Annotated in this window: 13 protein-coding genes and 1 pseudogene; 13 read left to right on the plus strand and 1 reads right to left on the minus strand. The window is 52.7% G+C overall.

The genetic code is table 11. The features are described 5' to 3' along the window. The first annotated feature begins 61 nt into the window (after positions 1-61). From WA411_RS18845 to WA411_RS19120, 13 genes and pseudogenes are all read left to right on the plus strand, one after another. Entirely contained in the window at positions 62-1,669 is a 1,608-nt protein-coding gene (locus WA411_RS18845) for a sensor histidine kinase (protein WP_291910435.1), read from the plus strand. Continuing rightward, positions 1,669-3,057: a sigma-54-dependent transcriptional regulator gene (locus tag WA411_RS18850; RefSeq protein WP_291910437.1), complete on the plus strand. Its 1,389-nt coding sequence runs from the start codon at positions 1,669-1,671 to the stop codon at positions 3,055-3,057. The genes WA411_RS18845 and WA411_RS18850 overlap by 1 nt, the downstream gene beginning before the upstream one ends. Beyond that, positions 3,054-4,343 carry an ABC transporter substrate-binding protein gene (locus WA411_RS18855; RefSeq protein WP_291910439.1) on the plus strand — a complete coding sequence of 430 codons (1,290 nt, stop codon included), beginning with the start codon at positions 3,054-3,056 and terminating at the stop codon, positions 4,341-4,343. Before WA411_RS18850 ends, WA411_RS18855 begins: the two co-directional genes overlap by 4 nt. A gap of 237 nt (positions 4,344-4,580) precedes the next feature. Next, on the plus strand, positions 4,581-5,861 hold the full coding sequence (locus WA411_RS18860; protein WP_291910440.1) for an ABC transporter substrate-binding protein: 1,281 nt from the start codon (positions 4,581-4,583) through the stop codon (positions 5,859-5,861). A gap of 135 nt (positions 5,862-5,996) precedes the next feature. Continuing rightward, positions 5,997-6,893, plus strand: a complete 897-nt coding sequence (locus WA411_RS18865; RefSeq protein WP_291910442.1) for a branched-chain amino acid ABC transporter permease — start codon at positions 5,997-5,999, stop codon at positions 6,891-6,893. Next, positions 6,893-7,843 carry a branched-chain amino acid ABC transporter permease gene (locus tag WA411_RS18870; protein WP_291910444.1) on the plus strand — a complete coding sequence of 317 codons (951 nt, stop codon included), beginning with the start codon at positions 6,893-6,895 and terminating at the stop codon, positions 7,841-7,843. The genes WA411_RS18865 and WA411_RS18870 overlap by 1 nt, the downstream gene beginning before the upstream one ends. After that, entirely contained in the window at positions 7,840-8,643 is an 804-nt protein-coding gene (locus WA411_RS18875; protein WP_069185037.1) for an ABC transporter ATP-binding protein, read from the plus strand. Before WA411_RS18870 ends, WA411_RS18875 begins: the two co-directional genes overlap by 4 nt. After that, entirely contained in the window at positions 8,630-9,286 is a 657-nt protein-coding gene (locus tag WA411_RS18880; RefSeq protein WP_069185036.1) for an ATP-binding cassette domain-containing protein, read from the plus strand. Before WA411_RS18875 ends, WA411_RS18880 begins: the two co-directional genes overlap by 14 nt. A gap of 9 nt (positions 9,287-9,295) precedes the next feature. Continuing rightward, complete coding sequence (locus WA411_RS18885; RefSeq protein WP_291910447.1) at positions 9,296-10,453, plus strand: iron-containing alcohol dehydrogenase; 1,158 nt, start codon at positions 9,296-9,298, stop codon at positions 10,451-10,453. Between the two features lie 29 nt (positions 10,454-10,482). Then, complete coding sequence (locus tag WA411_RS18890) at positions 10,483-11,952, plus strand: NAD-dependent succinate-semialdehyde dehydrogenase (RefSeq protein ID WP_069185034.1); 1,470 nt, start codon at positions 10,483-10,485, stop codon at positions 11,950-11,952. A gap of 72 nt (positions 11,953-12,024) precedes the next feature. Next, positions 12,025-12,465 carry an acyl-CoA thioesterase gene (locus WA411_RS18895; protein WP_069185033.1) on the plus strand — a complete coding sequence of 147 codons (441 nt, stop codon included), beginning with the start codon at positions 12,025-12,027 and terminating at the stop codon, positions 12,463-12,465. 18 nt (positions 12,466-12,483) lie between these two features. Continuing rightward, positions 12,484-12,948 carry a DMT family transporter gene (locus WA411_RS18900; RefSeq protein WP_291910449.1) on the plus strand — a complete coding sequence of 155 codons (465 nt, stop codon included), beginning with the start codon at positions 12,484-12,486 and terminating at the stop codon, positions 12,946-12,948. A 1,267-nt stretch (positions 12,949-14,215) separates the two neighbouring features. Continuing rightward, positions 14,216-14,308, plus strand: a pseudogene (locus tag WA411_RS19120) (PEP-CTERM sorting domain-containing protein); the annotation flags it as partial. A 509-nt stretch (positions 14,309-14,817) separates the two neighbouring features. On the opposite strand, the gene WA411_RS18910 reads toward WA411_RS19120, so the two are convergent. Beyond that, positions 14,818-15,612 (minus strand): NYN domain-containing protein, encoded by a 795-nt coding sequence (locus WA411_RS18910; protein ID WP_291910452.1) that lies wholly within the window; start codon positions 15,610-15,612, stop codon positions 14,818-14,820. Positions 15,613-15,661: the final 49 nt, after the last annotated feature.

Below are 15,661 nucleotides of genomic sequence, written 5' to 3' on the forward strand. Positions count from 1 at the left end.
AAGACGATATCTGTTCAGCGCACTGTTAATTGCCCTCGTGCCACTTATCGTACTGGCGTTCATGTATGACACCCAGTATGTGAAAGCACTTGAAAAGGTGACTGAAAGTCGGACAAACGCACGACTTGCTGGTGCCGAGAACCTTTTGAGAACTTTTCTTCAAGAGCGAATCTATGAGCTAGAGGCTCTTGCCGACATACCTGAGGTTTTCGAGTGGTTAACCACTGCCAGCCCCAATGAAGAGCCAAGTGCGGAGGTAATGACACAGCTTCGCCAGGCTCTCGATAGTCCTCATCTGTACGGGGTAGTCGTAAAACCCTCCAGATTTGAGGTTCCTTTGTGGTACCTGACACAAACGTTGCTGGATCAAGTGGCATTAGATCAGCTACCTCTCACTCCGTTTGCCAACGGAGAAATCATCGGCCCCGCCCTGCCAACTGAGAATCGGCCCGGCTGGTTTATTCTCAGACTCAGTCCGACGGGGCTTAATCCAACCCCGGAAGCTTGGGTAGGTCTGGTTGTCCGTCTTGCAAGCCTCACCGATCAGGTAAAGGACCTCAGCCTCACTGGCTTGCAGAACCCTCTTGTCGTAACCCCCCAAGACGTGCCGATAACTGCCGTAGGCAACATACCCGGAGACTCCTCCTCTTCCGCTAAAGACATCGATTCAAACGATTTTATCGAAGGCTGGCACATACGCCTTCAATGGCTGGGCGACCCGTTGTTAGGGCCCCTGGAATCCGCGAGATTCGGGTTAATCTTTCTGGCTTCTGGAGCAGCTCTGGCCGTTATCCTGTTGTCCCGTCACCTCTCCAGAAGATTGGAAAAGCAGGTTACGCCGCTGATTGAGGGAGCTGACCGCGTCGCTGGAGGAGATTTCGATACTCCGCTACACACGGAGGGTACGGCGGAAATAGGTTATCTGGCTTTCGCTCTCGAGCGTATGCGGCTTCGTCTTCGTCGACTGGTGAAAAGCATGGTTGACGTTGAGCGACGTGCCATATTGGGGCAATTCTCCGCCGGTGTCGCGCACGAGATCAGAAACCCTCTCGCTACCATCAAAACAACCATTCAGGCCCTGTCACGGAAGGAGTCGGATCCCAAACGCCAAAAATTAATGGAGTCAGTTGACCATGAAATCGACCGAGTAAATGACGTTGTTCAACTGCTCCTGGATTACGCTCGCCCCAGAGAAGCCAAGGCGAACAAGGTCAATATTATCGACGTTGTTGAAACAGTTAAAATTCTTGCCGATGCCGTTGCGCATCGTCATGGGATCGAGTTGGTACAAGTCGAGCACGAGCCTGTTTACGCGTGGGCCGATTCGGCACAGGTCCGCCAGATAGTGATGAATCTGGTGATGAACGCAATTCAGGCGATGGAAGGTATTGGGGGCCGAGTTACCATAAGAACCAAACAGCAGGGCTTGGCCGTTTATGTTTCTGTCAGCGATAACGGCCCTGGTGTAAGCGCAGACCACCTGAGCCACCTGACAGAGCCGTTTTTCACAACGAAAACCAACGGCACTGGCCTCGGCCTGGCCATTTGCAGACAGCTCGCGCAGGCCAATCAAGGAAACCTTCGTTTCCAGAGCGTTTCCGGCGAAGGTCTGAAAGTCACTCTGAAACTGCCGCTTTATCTGAACAACGAAAACCAGGAAAAAGTTTAATGCGAAAGCCAACCGTCCTCATCATCGATGACGAGAAAAATCTTGTCAGTAGTCTGATGTTTTCACTCGAAGAAGAAGAAATGACGGTTTTCGCCGCCTACGACGGGAAAAGCGGTCTCGCCGAGATTGAAAAACAAACACCAGACGTGGTCTTGCTCGATCTTAAATTGCCTGACCAATCCGGTTTTGAGGTTCTCGACCAGGTTCAGGCACTTCCTGCCCCGCCCATCACGATTATGATTTCGGCCCATGGCGATACTCGCGCTGCTGTCGAGGCGGTCAAAAAAGGCGCACAGGATTACATCACTAAACCGTTTGACCTGGACGAACTGATTCTTTTAATTCAGCGCAATCACAAACATCGCCAACTTACAGAGGAAGTGGCGTATCGGAGAGAGCGGGAATCTGAAGTTCATGGCCTTGTTGGCCACTCCTTAGCCATGAAAAAGCTGCTCGATCAAGTCGAGCGAATCGGTAAAAGCTCTGCGCGCACCATACTTCTCCAGGGACCATCTGGCAGCGGCAAAACCCTCATTGCGAAAGCGCTGCACGCCACAAAAGACAAAGCCGCGCCGTTCGTATCCGTTAATTGCGCTTCGCTGCCTGAAAACCTGCTGGAAGCTGAACTGTTTGGCGCAGAAAAAGGAGCCTATACCGGTGCCGACAAACGCCGGACAGGCTTGGTTGAGTTAGCCAACGGGGGCACTCTTTTCCTGGATGAAATCGGTGAGCTACCGCTAACCCTGCAGGCAAAATTATTAACCTTCCTCGAGACTCACCGTTTTCGCGCAGTGGGCGGTCAAAAGGAGATTGACGCGGATCTGCGTGTCATAGCGGCCAGTAACAGAGATCTGCAGACAGAAGCCCAAGCGGGAACATTTCGTGAGGACCTGTTCTACCGTCTGAACGTTATGCCACTGACGATCCCGTCTCTGGCTGAGCGCAAGGAGGATATCCCGGTTTTGACAACGAACTTCGTCTCGGAGCTGGCAGCGCAAGAGGGCTGCAAGCCGATCAGGCTTACACCCGAAACCCTCGCCAGACTCCGTAATTACGATTGGCCGGGAAATATCCGGGAACTCCGCAACACCATTGAGAGACTCACCATATTGCATGCTGGCGAGAGCATTAGCGTTGATCGACTGCCGCCCGAAATCATCGACTCATCTGATCAAATGCCCCCCCTGGTGACTGAAAAGGATGCCGACAGCAACGAAAGCCATGGATCCTTGACCAGTGAAATCGCAAAACGCGAGGCCCAGTGCATTCTGGACGCATTGGCTCAATCCAATGGCCGTAAAGGCGAAGCTGCAAATTCCCTCGGAATATCCAGACATGCCTTGAAAAGAAGGATGCAGAAACTGGGGCTCACCGGAGACGAACTGTGATCCCTATTTCCCGCAACCGATTTACCGGCATCCTGGTTGCAATCTGTCAGTTGGTTCTTGTCACATTTGCAATGCCATCCAAGGCGCTGGAGTCTCTGGGGGCAAGCGAGGACACTGCGGATATTGTTGTTGGGTGCCTTTACCCCATGTCCGGACGAGCTGGTGTTCTGGGTCGGGATTCAGTGGTGGGTATACGGCTCGCACTTCAATACATTGAACAGCAGGAGCTGCCGGCACTACCTCGTCTCAGGGTTTTGCTCGGGGATACCAAATCCAAACGATCAACCGCCGTTACGATTGCCAAACGTTTCGTTGAAGAAGAAGGGGCCACATTCCTCTGTGGCGTTGTTAATTCGTCAGTTGCGATTCAGGTGACCGAAATTGCCGCTTCCGCGGATGCATTTTTTGTCGGTACAGACCACGCTTCGTCCAGGCTCACTGATGAATTTTTCCACGATCGATATTTCCGCGTCACGAACGACACCCGCCAATCAATGACAGCCGGAGCGCTGTTTATCAGAGACTACTTTGCTGACCACTTGAAGAAAAAACCGCTTCGAATTTCCTACCTGGGTCCCGACTACGAGTACGGTTATCAGGTATGGGCCGATTTTCGAGAAGCTTTGAATAAACTGGGCGTAGATTACGAGATTGCTGGTGCGCTCTGGCCCCGTTTAAGCGAGCCAGACTACAGTCACTACATCAATGAGCTGATCCGACAAAAACCGGATTTGGTCGTGAATAGCTTGTGGGGAGGTGATTTCGTCGCTTTTGTCACCCAGGCGACTGACACCAGGCTGTTTGATGTTTCCCGCTTCGCCAACTTTGAAAAAGGTGGCGATTACGAGATCTTTGCTCACCTGGGCAATCGCATGCCTCTGGGATTGTTACTTGCATCCCGGCATCACAACAACTGGCCAGAAACAGATTTTAACCGGTGGTTTGTTCAGGAATTTCAGCGGCAGGCCGGCTACTACCCCTCCTCCGGAGCACAAGGTGCATTCACCGGTATACTCGCAATCGCCGAAGCAGCCCGCCAGGCAGGGGGTGACTACACAAACCTTGAAAACATCGAGAAAGCTTTTGAACAATTGAGCCTGACTACTCCAGAGGATCCGCCAGGTTTCCAATCCTCGATGGATCCGGTTACCCATCAAATCCGCCAAGTAATGGCGATTGGTGAGACGGTAGAGGACCCTCGCTTTCCTCCCGCAAAGGTAATGCTGGGTAATTGGCGAATCTATTACCCGTCTGATTACGAGCAAGTTCACTCGATAACACAATGAGCGGAATCCGCTCATTTACGCTCACCTAACATGAGCGCATTCCGCTCATCGACTTCATGAAAATCTGACGCCGATTTCTATTTCTTATAAAAACAAATAGTTAAGAAGGTAGAATTTCTGGCATAGGGCGTGCAATCAGTCACAGGCCGGCTTGAAAACGTCGGGCAGGACACCGGAAAAAAACAACACTGGTTGTCCAACCAAAACGACACAAGAACAACAGTCTGGAGATCTGATATGAAACGTCCCCTGCTTACCGCAGCGACGGTCGCCTGTGCCATGACGACAGGCGCCATGAGCCTCAACGTTTACGCCAATGAAGAGTATAAACTGGGCCTTGTAACCTTTCTCTCAGGCGCAGCTTCCGGGCCTTTCGGAATTCCCGCAAAGAACGCTGCTGACCTGGTAATCGATGCTATCAACGACGGCACACTCCCCGCCCCTATCGAAGGCAAGGGAATTGACGGTCGAATGATTACGCCTATCTACGTTGACGAAGCTGGTGGAGCGACGAAACAAACCTCTGAATTTCGAAACCTTGTTGAGCGCGATGGCGTCGATGCGGTTGTAGGCTATATTTCCTCCGGTGATTGTCTCGCCATCCCGGCAGTCGCTGAAGAACTAAAGATGCTCACCGTATTGTTCGACTGCGGCACACCTCGGGTCTTCGAGGAAGCTGACTACGAGTATGTTTTCCGCACCCACTCCACCGCCAGCATGGACAACATCGCGGCGGCCCGCTACGTTCATGAAAACATTCCCGATCTGGAATCTGTCGCAGGCATCAACCAGAACTACTCCTGGGGTCACGACAGCTGGCGCGACTTCACCGAGACTCTGAAGGTACTGCGTGGCGGTGATCTCGAGATCACAACAGAACAGTTCCCCAAATTGTTCGCGGGCCAGTACGGTGCCGAAATTTCTGCTCTACAGGTAAACTCTGCAGACGTAATTCACACCTCTTTCTGGGGTGGTGACACAGACGCGTTCGTACTCCAGGCAGCCGCTCGTGGTCTGCTGGCGGACAACCAGGTTATCTTCACTGCGGGCGAAACAGCACTCAACAGTCTTGGCGAGCACCTCCCGGACGGCGCCATCATCGGTGCCCGTGGCCCCTTCGGTCCCTTTGCTCCAGAGAGCGAACTGAATACCTGGTTCCAGACCGAGTTCACTGAGCGTTTCGGCACGCCGCCCACCTTCCCTGCCTACCACATGGCTCATGCGCTGATTGGCCTCAAGCTGGCCCAGGATAAGGCTGGAGTCGGTGCCTCGACTGAAGAGGTGATCACTGCCTTTGAAGGTCTTGAATTTGACGGCCCGGGCGGCCGGGTTGAGATGAGCCGTGGTAACGGTCATCAGGCTGCAACAGAGATGGTCTATGGCCGCCTCAAGCGAGTAGACGGTGAAATCACCTTTACCGACATTACCCGCTACCCGGCAGATTGCGTCAACCCGCCGGAAGGCGCAGAGACCGTAGAGTGGATCAAAGCCGGCATGCCAGGTGCCGAGTGCAACTGAATCCACTGATCTAGCAACATGCTCATCGGGACCATCCGGTCCCGATGAGACTTTCCAACGATCTTTCACTCCTCCCCGACCGGAAGATGGCCCGGACGACAGGCGAGGTCTGTGCGAAGTATCGGGAGTCTTACAATGAAACAACTTCTTGCAATACTGGTGGATGGCTCAGTCTATGCCTCATGGCTGTTCATCATTTCTGCCGGTCTAACCCTGATTTACGGGGTCATGCGAATACTCAATATGTCTCATGGCAGCTTTTACGCCCTAGGTGCGTACTCGGGCGCCGCCATGGTTGGCTGGTACTTCTCCACCGGCTCCGTTCCCTGGTTCAGCTTCGTCGCGTTGATCGCTGCCGCTCTTGTCGCCGGTATTTCCGTGGGACTTCTGGTAGAACGCGGTCTCCTGCGCTTCATGTACGGCAGGGATGAAGTCGTAATGATTCTGGTCACCTATGGCGTCCTGCTCATCATGGAAGATGCCATCAAGCTTATATGGGGTGTTGAGCCCTACTTTGCTTACCAGCCCTATACCCTGTTGGGTCGAACCAAGCTCGCCGGCTTATCGTTCGCCAATTACGATTTCATGCTTATCGGCGTGAGCATCTTGATCGGTATCGCCCTCTGGTATGGCCTGAACCGCACCCGCAACGGGAAGCTGCTTCGAGTCGTAATTCACGATCGTGAGATAGCCAGTGCACTTGGCATTAACGTCGCGCGAATTTTCACAATCACCTTTTTGATCGGCGCTGGTATCGGTTCTCTAGCCGGTGCTCTCACTGCGCCGGGTCTCTCCGTGGTGCCGGGCATGGGCATTGAAGTGATTGTGCTTGCGTTCGCCGTGGTAGTTATTGGCGGCCTTGGCAGCATCACTGGCGCCCTTGTAGGTGCTCTGATCGTGGGCATGGCCCGAGCTACAGCTGTACATCTCTACCCTGATGTCGAGTTGTTCGTTATCTATGCGGTCATGGGGCTTGTGCTGGCATTCCGTCCGCAAGGCCTGTTTGCTGTTGCCAACGCGAGGAAAATCTAATGAAAACGAGATCCCTAGCGCTTTTATCTGTACTCGGGTTGGCCGTCATTGTTGGTGGCCTCCTGCTACCACAGTGGATGTCTTACCTGTTTACCATTGCCATGGGCAAAGGCCTCGTAGTTCTCGGGCTGGTCCTTCTCATGCGAGCCGGCCTGGTCTCCTTTGGCCAAGGTCTGTATTACTGCGTGGGCGCATACGTTGCGGGCATGCTGACCCAATTTGCAGACGTCACTGACATCCTGGTCATAATGCTCGCCTCGGTTGCCGTCAGCGTTGCCATAGCAGCCATCATCGGCCTGCTACTCTGCCGCTACCGTGAAATCTTCTTCGCCATGTTTTCAATGGCGTTCTCGATGATTCTTTATGGCTTGCTGGTGCGCAACCAGTTCCTTGGATCCACCGATGGTTTTAACGTTGCCAATCCGAGCCTGTTGGGCTGGACGCCGGGTGCAGAAGCTTCATCAGATCTGGTGCTGGTTGTTGCAGTAATCCTTGTAATCACTCTTGGAACCGTTGCATGGCGGTACCTGAAATCGCTTTCCGGTTACGCCGGAGAAGCCGTCAGAGAAAACGAAATCCGGTTGGAGTACCTGGGCGGCTCTGTGTTCCGCGTGGTGTATGTGAAGTACATAATCGCCGCGGCTTTGGCGGCTATTGGTGGCACCATTACCGCTTTGGTAAGCGGTCACGTTGATCCGGAGATGGCTTACTGGACCACTTCCGGGGAGTTCGTGTTTATCGCTCTGATGGGCGGTACTGCTCATGTCGCGGCACCGCTGGTTGCAGCTGTTCTGTTTGAGGCCTTGCGCACCTACGCGTTCGCCGTTTCCCCATACACCTGGCAGATGATTCTTGGCTTTGCCCTGTTGGCAATCATTATCTTTATGCCTTCTGGTCTGTGGTCGCTGGTCGAACGATTCCAGAACAAGAAAGCGGGGAAAACGTCATGAGCGCTTTGCTGAAAACTGTAAACCTGGAACGAACTTTTGGTGCCGTAACTGCAGCGACTGACATCAATGTCGAACTGAATTCCGGCGAAGTCGTTGGCGTCATCGGTTCCAATGGCGCCGGCAAAACTACCTTCATTAATATGGTGACTGGCTATATTCAACCCTCCGGTGGCGACATTCTCGTGCGCGGCCAATCCATCATCGGGAAGTCCCCCAGGGACGTCTCGCTGGCCGGCGTAGGGCGCTCCTTTCAGGTGCCTCAACTATTCCAGGAATTAACGGTTCTTGAGAACATGCTGATTGCGTTCGGTTTCTCAGTCGATCGCAAGTTGAGTTTTCTGAAGCCCCTGAGGTCCAAAGAAAAAGTCGAAAAAGCCCGAGCGGTACTGCGCGAATACGAAATTGAGCAGTATGCGGAGGAGGTCGTATCCACTCTGCCCCAAGGGGTTCGCAAGCTGTTGGACATTGCCATGGCTATGCTCGCTGAACCCGGGCTGATGCTGTTGGATGAGCCTACCTCAGGCGTTGCCATCGAAGACAAATTCCTGCTGATGGATACCGTAATGGCGGCCGTTCGGAAAAGTGACGCCGCAACAATGTTCGTGGAACACGACATGGAGGTTGTTTTGCGTTACGCCGACCGGGTCCTCGCGTTCTACGACGGCCGGGTTCTTGCGGACGGTCCGACCCAAACCGTTCTGTCTGACCCCAAGGTCCAGGAATTGGTGGTGGGGCATCACCTCGATCTTGGCGAAAACGAGTCCAACACCAGCAAGGAGCCTGATCATGCTAGAACTTAAGAATGTCACGACGGAGATTGCCGGTACCACTATTCTCCGGGACGTTAGCTTTTCCGTCAGCAAGGGCTCCATGGTTGGTCTGATCGGACGCAACGGCGCGGGAAAAACCACCTCTCTCCGATCGATTATGGGTCTTATCAAGCCAAAAGCGGGCCAGATAGTGATCAATGGCGAGGACATGACCAATCAGGGTTCTTTTGAGCGAGCGGGCATGTCCATTGGCTACATGCCAGAGGATCGTCGTCTGGTACCAGATCTTACGGTCGAGGAAAATATCATGGCGCCAGCATGGGCCTGCCAACTCGTTAACGCAGAGGCCAGACTTGCCTGGATCTATGAAATGATGCCAGAGGTAGAGTCCTTCTCCGATCGCCGAGCGCTCCAGTTATCTGGCGGCCAACAAAAGCTCGTTGCCCTGGCCCGAGCAATGATGACTGGAACCAACTTGTTGCTACTGGACGAGCCGTTTGAGGGGGTGGCACCGGCACTCTCAAGACGGCTCGCCAGCGTCTTGAGCACACTCAAAGATGAAGGCCTGACTGTGTTACTTTCAGAATCGGACCAATCCCATTCCGCAGATCTTGTCGACAAAGCCTTTCAGATTGAGCGTGGAAGCGTCGAACCGATTGCGTCGCTGACCTAGGAGGAAGAAATGTCTGCATTTACGTTTAACACAACCAAAAGCGTTATTTGCGAACCCGGCGCGATTAAGCGCCTCGGGGAAATCGTAAAAGAACAAATGGGTAAAAAGGTACTGCTCGTTACGGATCCCGGCCTGATCAAAGCAGGACTGCTCGATAGAGCGACAAGATCCCTCAACGAGGCAGGCGTGGAATACACGCTATTCGATGGCGTGGTTGCCGACCCCCCTGTATCGGTCGTGGAAGCAGCGTTAGCCGACGCGCGAGAAGCAGCGGTGGATGGGGTCATTGGGTTTGGTGGCGGTTCATCCATGGATGTTGCCAAACTGATTGCGCTTCTGATTGGCGGCGGAGAAAGGCTTGACGACGTTTACGGTGTTGGACAGGCCAAAGGCACACGATTGCCCCTGATTCAGATTCCAACGACGGCAGGAACGGGCTCAGAGGTCACCCCGATCTCAATCATTACCGTTGGTGAAACCGAGAAAAAAGGTGTTGTTGCACCTCAACTGCTTCCCGACATTGCTCTTTTGGACGCCGAGTTGACCCTCGGGCTTCCTGCTCACGTGACCGCGGCTACCGGAATTGATGCCATGGTTCATGCAATCGAAAGCTATACCTCAGCTTCCGCAAACAACAATCCGGTTTCCAAGGCACTCGCTCGCGAAGCCCTACGCTTGCTTGGAGCCAATATCGAGTCAGCCGTGAAAGACGGAACCGATGTCAAGGCTCGCTCTGACATGCTGCTGGGTGCCATGCTGGCCGGCCAGGCATTTGCCAATTCGCCCGTAGCGGCAGTGCATGCCCTGGCCTACCCGATCGGCGGAATTTTCCATGTACCCCACGGACTGTCCAACGCATTGGTGCTCCCTCACGTGATGCGCTTTAACACCGAGACCTGCGGCGAAGCCTATGCCGTTCTGGCGACCGATGTCTTCCCGGATCTGGCTGCTACCCCCAGCGATCAGAGGGTCAATCAGTTCATCGACCGCCTCGAGGCGCTTAGTGCTGACCTGGGGCTGGAGCAAACTCTGCGTGAGGTCGGGATTGGGGAGGCAGATCTGGCCACCCTGGCGTCGGATGCCATGAAGCAAACTCGGCTGCTTGTGAACAACCCCAGGGAAGTGTCTGAAACGGATGCCCTGGCAATCTACAAGGCCGCTTTCTGATTCGGCCATAGCATTGATTGAGGTTACTCATGTCTCTTGAATTAACGAATCGCGGACTTCTGCGCGAACAGGCTTACATCAATGGCCAATGGATAATGGCCAAGTCGGGGAAGACTTTTGCCGTGACCAATCCTGCCAACGGTGATCAGTTGGCAACGGTACCTGACATGGATGATACCGATACCCGTGCAGCCATTGAGGCGGCAGAAGCCGCCTGGCCTGCATGGCGTTCCACCCCGGCCAAAGAGCGCGCGGGTATTCTGCGCAAATGGTTCGATCTGCTCATGGCCAACCAAGAGGATCTTGCTCGCCTGATGACCGCTGAACAAGGGAAACCTTTGGCGGAATCCCGAGGCGAGGTCGGTTACGGCGCAAGCTTTATCGAATGGTTCGCCGAGGAAGCCAAACGGGCCTACGGCGATGTCATACCAGGGCATGCAAAAGACAAGCGCATCGTTGTTATCAAACAGCCGGTGGGCGTAGTCGCTGCCATCACACCGTGGAACTTTCCGATTGCAATGATCACTCGCAAAGTCGCGCCGGCACTCGCAGCTGGCTGTCCAGTGGTGGTAAAGCCAGCTGAAGATACTCCTCTTTCGGCCTTGGCAATCACCGCACTTGCTGAAGAAGCGGGCGTTCCACCCGGTCTGATCAATATTGTTACCTGCTCCAAACCGAATGCCGTTGCCGTGGGTGGAGAACTGACTGGCAATCCCATTGTGCGCAAGGTCTCGTTCACCGGATCTACCCCGGTTGGTAAGCTGCTCATGCGACAAGCCAGCGAATCGGTTAAAAAAGTCAGCCTGGAATTGGGCGGCAACGCTCCCTTCATTGTCTTCGACGATGCGGACCTTGATGCGGCCGTAGCCGGGTTGATGGCGTCAAAGTACCGGAATACTGGCCAGACTTGCGTTTGCGCCAACCGGGTTTACGTTCAGGCCGGCGTTTATGACGCTTTCACCGAAAAGCTGAAGGCTGCCGTCAGCAAAATGGTGGTTGGTCCGGGTCTTGAAGGCGAAACCCAGCAGGGTCCGCTGATCAACGACGCTGCGCTAAACAAGGTCAAACGGCACATTGAAGACGCTACATCGAAGGGTGCCAAGGTAGCTTTGGGTGGACAGCCCCATGCCCTGGGCGGCACTTTCTTCCAACCCACGATTCTCACTCATGCGACCCAGGACATGCTTATCGCCCGCGAGGAGACGTTCGGGCCCGTTGCGCCCCTGTTCAGGTTCGAAACCGATGACGAGGCCATCTCGATGGCAAATGATTCCGAGTTCGGTTTGTCAGCCTATTTCTACAGCCGTGACATTCATCGTGTTTGGCGCGTAGCGGAAGAACTCGAATCAGGAATGATTGGAGTCAACGAAGGTATCATCTCGACGGAAGTAGCCCCATTTGGAGGAGTGAAGGAGAGTGGCCTCGGGCGGGAAGGTTCCCACTACGGTCTGGACGAGTACATGGAGCTCAAGTACCTGTGTCTTGGCGGTATGAAATAGCGCCTCAATTTCGCGAGGGCGTCCCGCTATCAGAAACAGGGGCGCCCCCGGTTCTAATCTTGGAGGACTAAAATGAACCGGCAAGACTTCACGGTTTTCTACCCCGTATATACCCGGTGGATGGACAATGACGTCTACGGGCATGTAAACAACGTTACCTATTACTCCTATTTCGACTCAACGATCAATCGATACCTGATTGAGCATGGTGGGCTCGATATTCACTCGTCCAGGATCGTGGGCTATGTCGTAAGCTCATCCTGCCAATTCCGGCGTCCCGTTGCCTATCCAGATTCAATTTCTGTCGGTCTCAGGGTCTCAAAGCTTGGAAACAGTTCAGTCACTTATGAGCTGGCTGTTTTCCGCGAATCAGAAGAAGAAGCCGCAGCCCATGGTCAGGTGGTGCATGTTTTCGTGGATCGTGACCAAAATTGCTCAGTACCTATTCCTGAACAAATTCGGGACTGTCTTGAAGAAATCCTGCCCGCCCAGGCTAGTGCTGCAGAAACTTGAATGTCCCTGAGGGTAAAAATGAACAGTTCATTCGTCTATGCCCTGCTCATGTTGATCGCAGGTATCGGAATACCCGTGATGGCAACGCTCAACGGAGGACTCGGCGCGAGACTTCAGAGCCCAGCCCTGGCCGCAACGATCCTCTTTTTCGTTGCCCTGGTTTTAGCGATTTCTTATTTGGTCACCACCGAGGGGCTTCCCGACAAACTTTTCCCGGCCAATGTCCCCGTGTACTTCTATTTCGGCGGCTTTTTTGTTCTCTTTTACATTCTGACCATCACCTGGGTAGCGCCTCGCTTTGGGATATCCAACGCTATTGCATTCGTTTTACTGGGACAACTCATCGCGATGAGTCTCATCGACCACTTTGGTTTGATGGGCGTGCAGAAATTCACGATGAGCCTTAAGAGGCTTACCGGGCTGGGAGTGATGACAATTGGCGTTTTCCTGGTGCTGAACAAAGTACCGGGCGGAGTCAGGTAGGGAGTTGATGTCTGCTCTTTAGTCGGGCCAATGACGGCTATTAAACAAAAGCGAACCTTGGTAAGCCCGCTAAAAAGATGGCAAGCAGCGCACCTACCCACCAGGCAAGTATCCTGCCTTATCGTGAAAGGACGTCAAACTAGAAAGCTGCAGACGAACTTGAACTGCCGACAACCCGACACGACTGATTTTCGGGGCTAACAGAACCCAAGAATGGCTGTACGTGGTCGCTTTGATCCCCGCTGCTTCATCCATGTGCTCAAAAACACTATGGTTAGGGGCACTAATCGCATCCGCTCTGCGTCGGTGCAACCACAGCTGTCAGGAAATTTTCCATTCTCTAGGTTTAACTTGCAGAAACCTGCAAAAATAACCGCGTGCGAACTTTTGAAAGAGGCTAGATTGATTGCGTTCGCAAAAATGGGCTCGTAGGACACTAAATAATTACGATTATTTGGGCTTTTATGTAGTTTTAATTGAGGTGGTTACCTTTGCGGCTCAATAAGAATTCAAACCAATAAGCCGTTATGCCGCACAGCTCAAGCTGTCACGTGCACCTGGGAAGGGCGATATTGTTTTCAACGGGCTACTGGCTCCTTCTTACCTCTTATCAGCTGCTTTCGTAGCAGCCTTTTTGTGTCGGATTTCTTTACAGGGCGCGCCAACAGGAGTTGGAAGGTTTTCGGAAAGTACAGCTATCACCCTGTTTTTTAAAAATGCGCGCGTTTCTGGTACGGCAGTTGCAGAATGGAGCAAGGATCATTAATCAAGGAGAAAACTGATGAAAAGAACAAGAAGCTCGTTTCTTGCATTACTAACTGTTCTGCTGTCACCGATGGCGGCGAATGCTGCACTGATAACCCTCACTGATAGTCAAACGCAGACTATCAGCGGTCAGGATTTCCTTTTCAATTTTTCTGGCTTAGCCCCTTCAGACGGTACAGGCGGGACCTTTGTTCTCCATGCCGGCGGCGACTACACTGGTGGCGTAAGTGAGGCTTTGTCTTGGGACATCGAAGGATTTGCCTCAGCGAGTGGTGTAGGTGGCTTTAATAGTGATGGTAGCGGTGGAGTAGGCGGCCCGTTTGATTTCACAAACCTGATTCAAGCTGCCGGAAATATCGAGTTTCAGAGAACTTATTCTTTATCTGCCGCAGCTGTGAGTTCTATCGTGGCAGACGGTCTCCTAAGCATCTTTGTTGATCTTTCTGACGACGTAAACCTTTTTCAGCCGCCAAGTTTTGTTGAAGTTACGTTCGAGTACAATTCTGCCACTTCTGTCCCTGAACCCGGCACCCTTGCACTCATGGGTATTGGCCTTCTCGGAATGGGCGCGGCAAGACGCAAAAAGAAAGTCTGAATGAAATCCGCATTAATCTAAAACCCCGCCTTGAGTGGGGTTTTTTTGTAAGTGATGAATGTCCACATTTGGCCGAAAGCTATCATTTCAGGATAAATGTTTTGGGGATGGGCGAAGTGCGACCTCTGCAATATAAGAAAAACAAGTTGGCTTTTTGAGGGTTATGGCGATATCTGGTCAAACAGTCTTTGGTCACATAAGTGATTGTGGGCGATGCGCATGGAGAAGCAGCACGGTCGTAGCGAAGATAACAAATGCTGTTTTCTGCCCCGTCTAGGTTGACCTTACCTCTAGACGAACTGTGAATTAATGCAGTCGTTATCACTCAATCTCGTATTCCGTTGTACTGTAACCATCCCCTAAAATCGGTGCATCCGTAATCAGATGTTACAAGACTTGGCGTAAAGCTGAGCGTTCGCTTTGCGACCTGAGTTATCACAAGATCCTACGAAAAAGCGGGTGCTGCAACCTCCTAAATGCGGGGCCGAGACGGCCCCTTCTGTTAGCGATTACAGTTGAGCCATTTCATTTTCCACAAACGAATCACTTATGACCTCGATTTCCTTGGCCTTACCGTTCTGATCAGAGGAATGCTCTGCCGCAGGCTCTGGATGTTTAGCCACTACGAAGCGGACCTTATCACCAGACTTCAGCCGACGATCCCTTTGTTCCTGAATCACATTTACCTTCGCGAAGTAATACGATCCGTGGGCAGCATCAATGAACCCATAATGCCCAAGCCAGCGCCTAACCACTCCTTCTGTGACCTGATTTGTCTCTTCCGGCACAGCACCATGTTTAAGAGATATAAAGCAGCGGTCGTGTGTCTCACTTTCCATTTCAAATAAATGAGCATTAGCCTTTATTAAGGCCTTTAAAGATGGGAATGAGTAACTACGAGGGTCAAACGCCGGATCAAGCTTTTTGAGCTGAGTTCCGAGCTGCCCTAGGTACACAGCCTCCCCATCGCTATCTGTCGCCCGATAAGCTCTGATCAACAACTCTTCGAGAGATTGTTCTTCTGCTACAACTGGCTCGGGCTCGTCTTTCTCAAGCAGATCAGTGTAAACGAAATGATGGCAAGCTCTTCTAAGTCTTGTCGGAGTATTTCTCTTACCTATGCCCATCACGTAAAGCCCCTTTTCGCGAACTCGCTGGGCAAGTGTATGAAAGCCGCCATCGGATGAAACAATACACACCGCATCGATCCTTGGATTGCTAATGGTTAGTTCAATAGCATCCATTATCAGCGCATGGTCAGCGGCATCTTTACCATATGTTAGTGGCCAATTAAAGTGACCCACTACTGGCCATTAATTTTGACCCACCTCCGAGTGGCCGTCAGGCCACAGA

It is taken from the genome of Marinobacter sp. CH_CUG1437-1 (assembly GCF_037029655.1).
Lineage (GTDB): Bacteria > Pseudomonadota > Gammaproteobacteria > Pseudomonadales > Oleiphilaceae > Marinobacter > Marinobacter salsuginis.

Bases quoted from the DNA above. Each gene is read 5' to 3' on its own strand.
- WA411_RS18845 (WP_291910435.1), top strand. From the start codon at position 62: ATGTATGACACCCAGTATGTGAAAGCACTTGAAAAGGTGACTGAAAGT.
- WA411_RS18850 (WP_291910437.1), top strand. From the start codon at position 1,669: ATGCGAAAGCCAACCGTCCTCATCATCGATGACGAGAAAAATCTTGTC.
- WA411_RS18860 (WP_291910440.1), top strand. From the start codon at position 4,581: ATGAAACGTCCCCTGCTTACCGCAGCGACGGTCGCCTGTGCCATGACG.
- WA411_RS18865 (WP_291910442.1), top strand. From the start codon at position 5,997: ATGAAACAACTTCTTGCAATACTGGTGGATGGCTCAGTCTATGCCTCA.
- WA411_RS18870 (WP_291910444.1), top strand. From the start codon at position 6,893: ATGAAAACGAGATCCCTAGCGCTTTTATCTGTACTCGGGTTGGCCGTC.
- WA411_RS18875 (WP_069185037.1), top strand. From the start codon at position 7,840: ATGAGCGCTTTGCTGAAAACTGTAAACCTGGAACGAACTTTTGGTGCC.
- WA411_RS18880 (WP_069185036.1), top strand. From the start codon at position 8,630: ATGCTAGAACTTAAGAATGTCACGACGGAGATTGCCGGTACCACTATT.
- WA411_RS18885 (WP_291910447.1), top strand. From the start codon at position 9,296: ATGTCTGCATTTACGTTTAACACAACCAAAAGCGTTATTTGCGAACCC.
- WA411_RS18890 (WP_069185034.1), top strand. From the start codon at position 10,483: ATGTCTCTTGAATTAACGAATCGCGGACTTCTGCGCGAACAGGCTTAC.
- WA411_RS18895 (WP_069185033.1), top strand. From the start codon at position 12,025: ATGAACCGGCAAGACTTCACGGTTTTCTACCCCGTATATACCCGGTGG.
- WA411_RS18900 (WP_291910449.1), top strand. From the start codon at position 12,484: ATGAACAGTTCATTCGTCTATGCCCTGCTCATGTTGATCGCAGGTATC.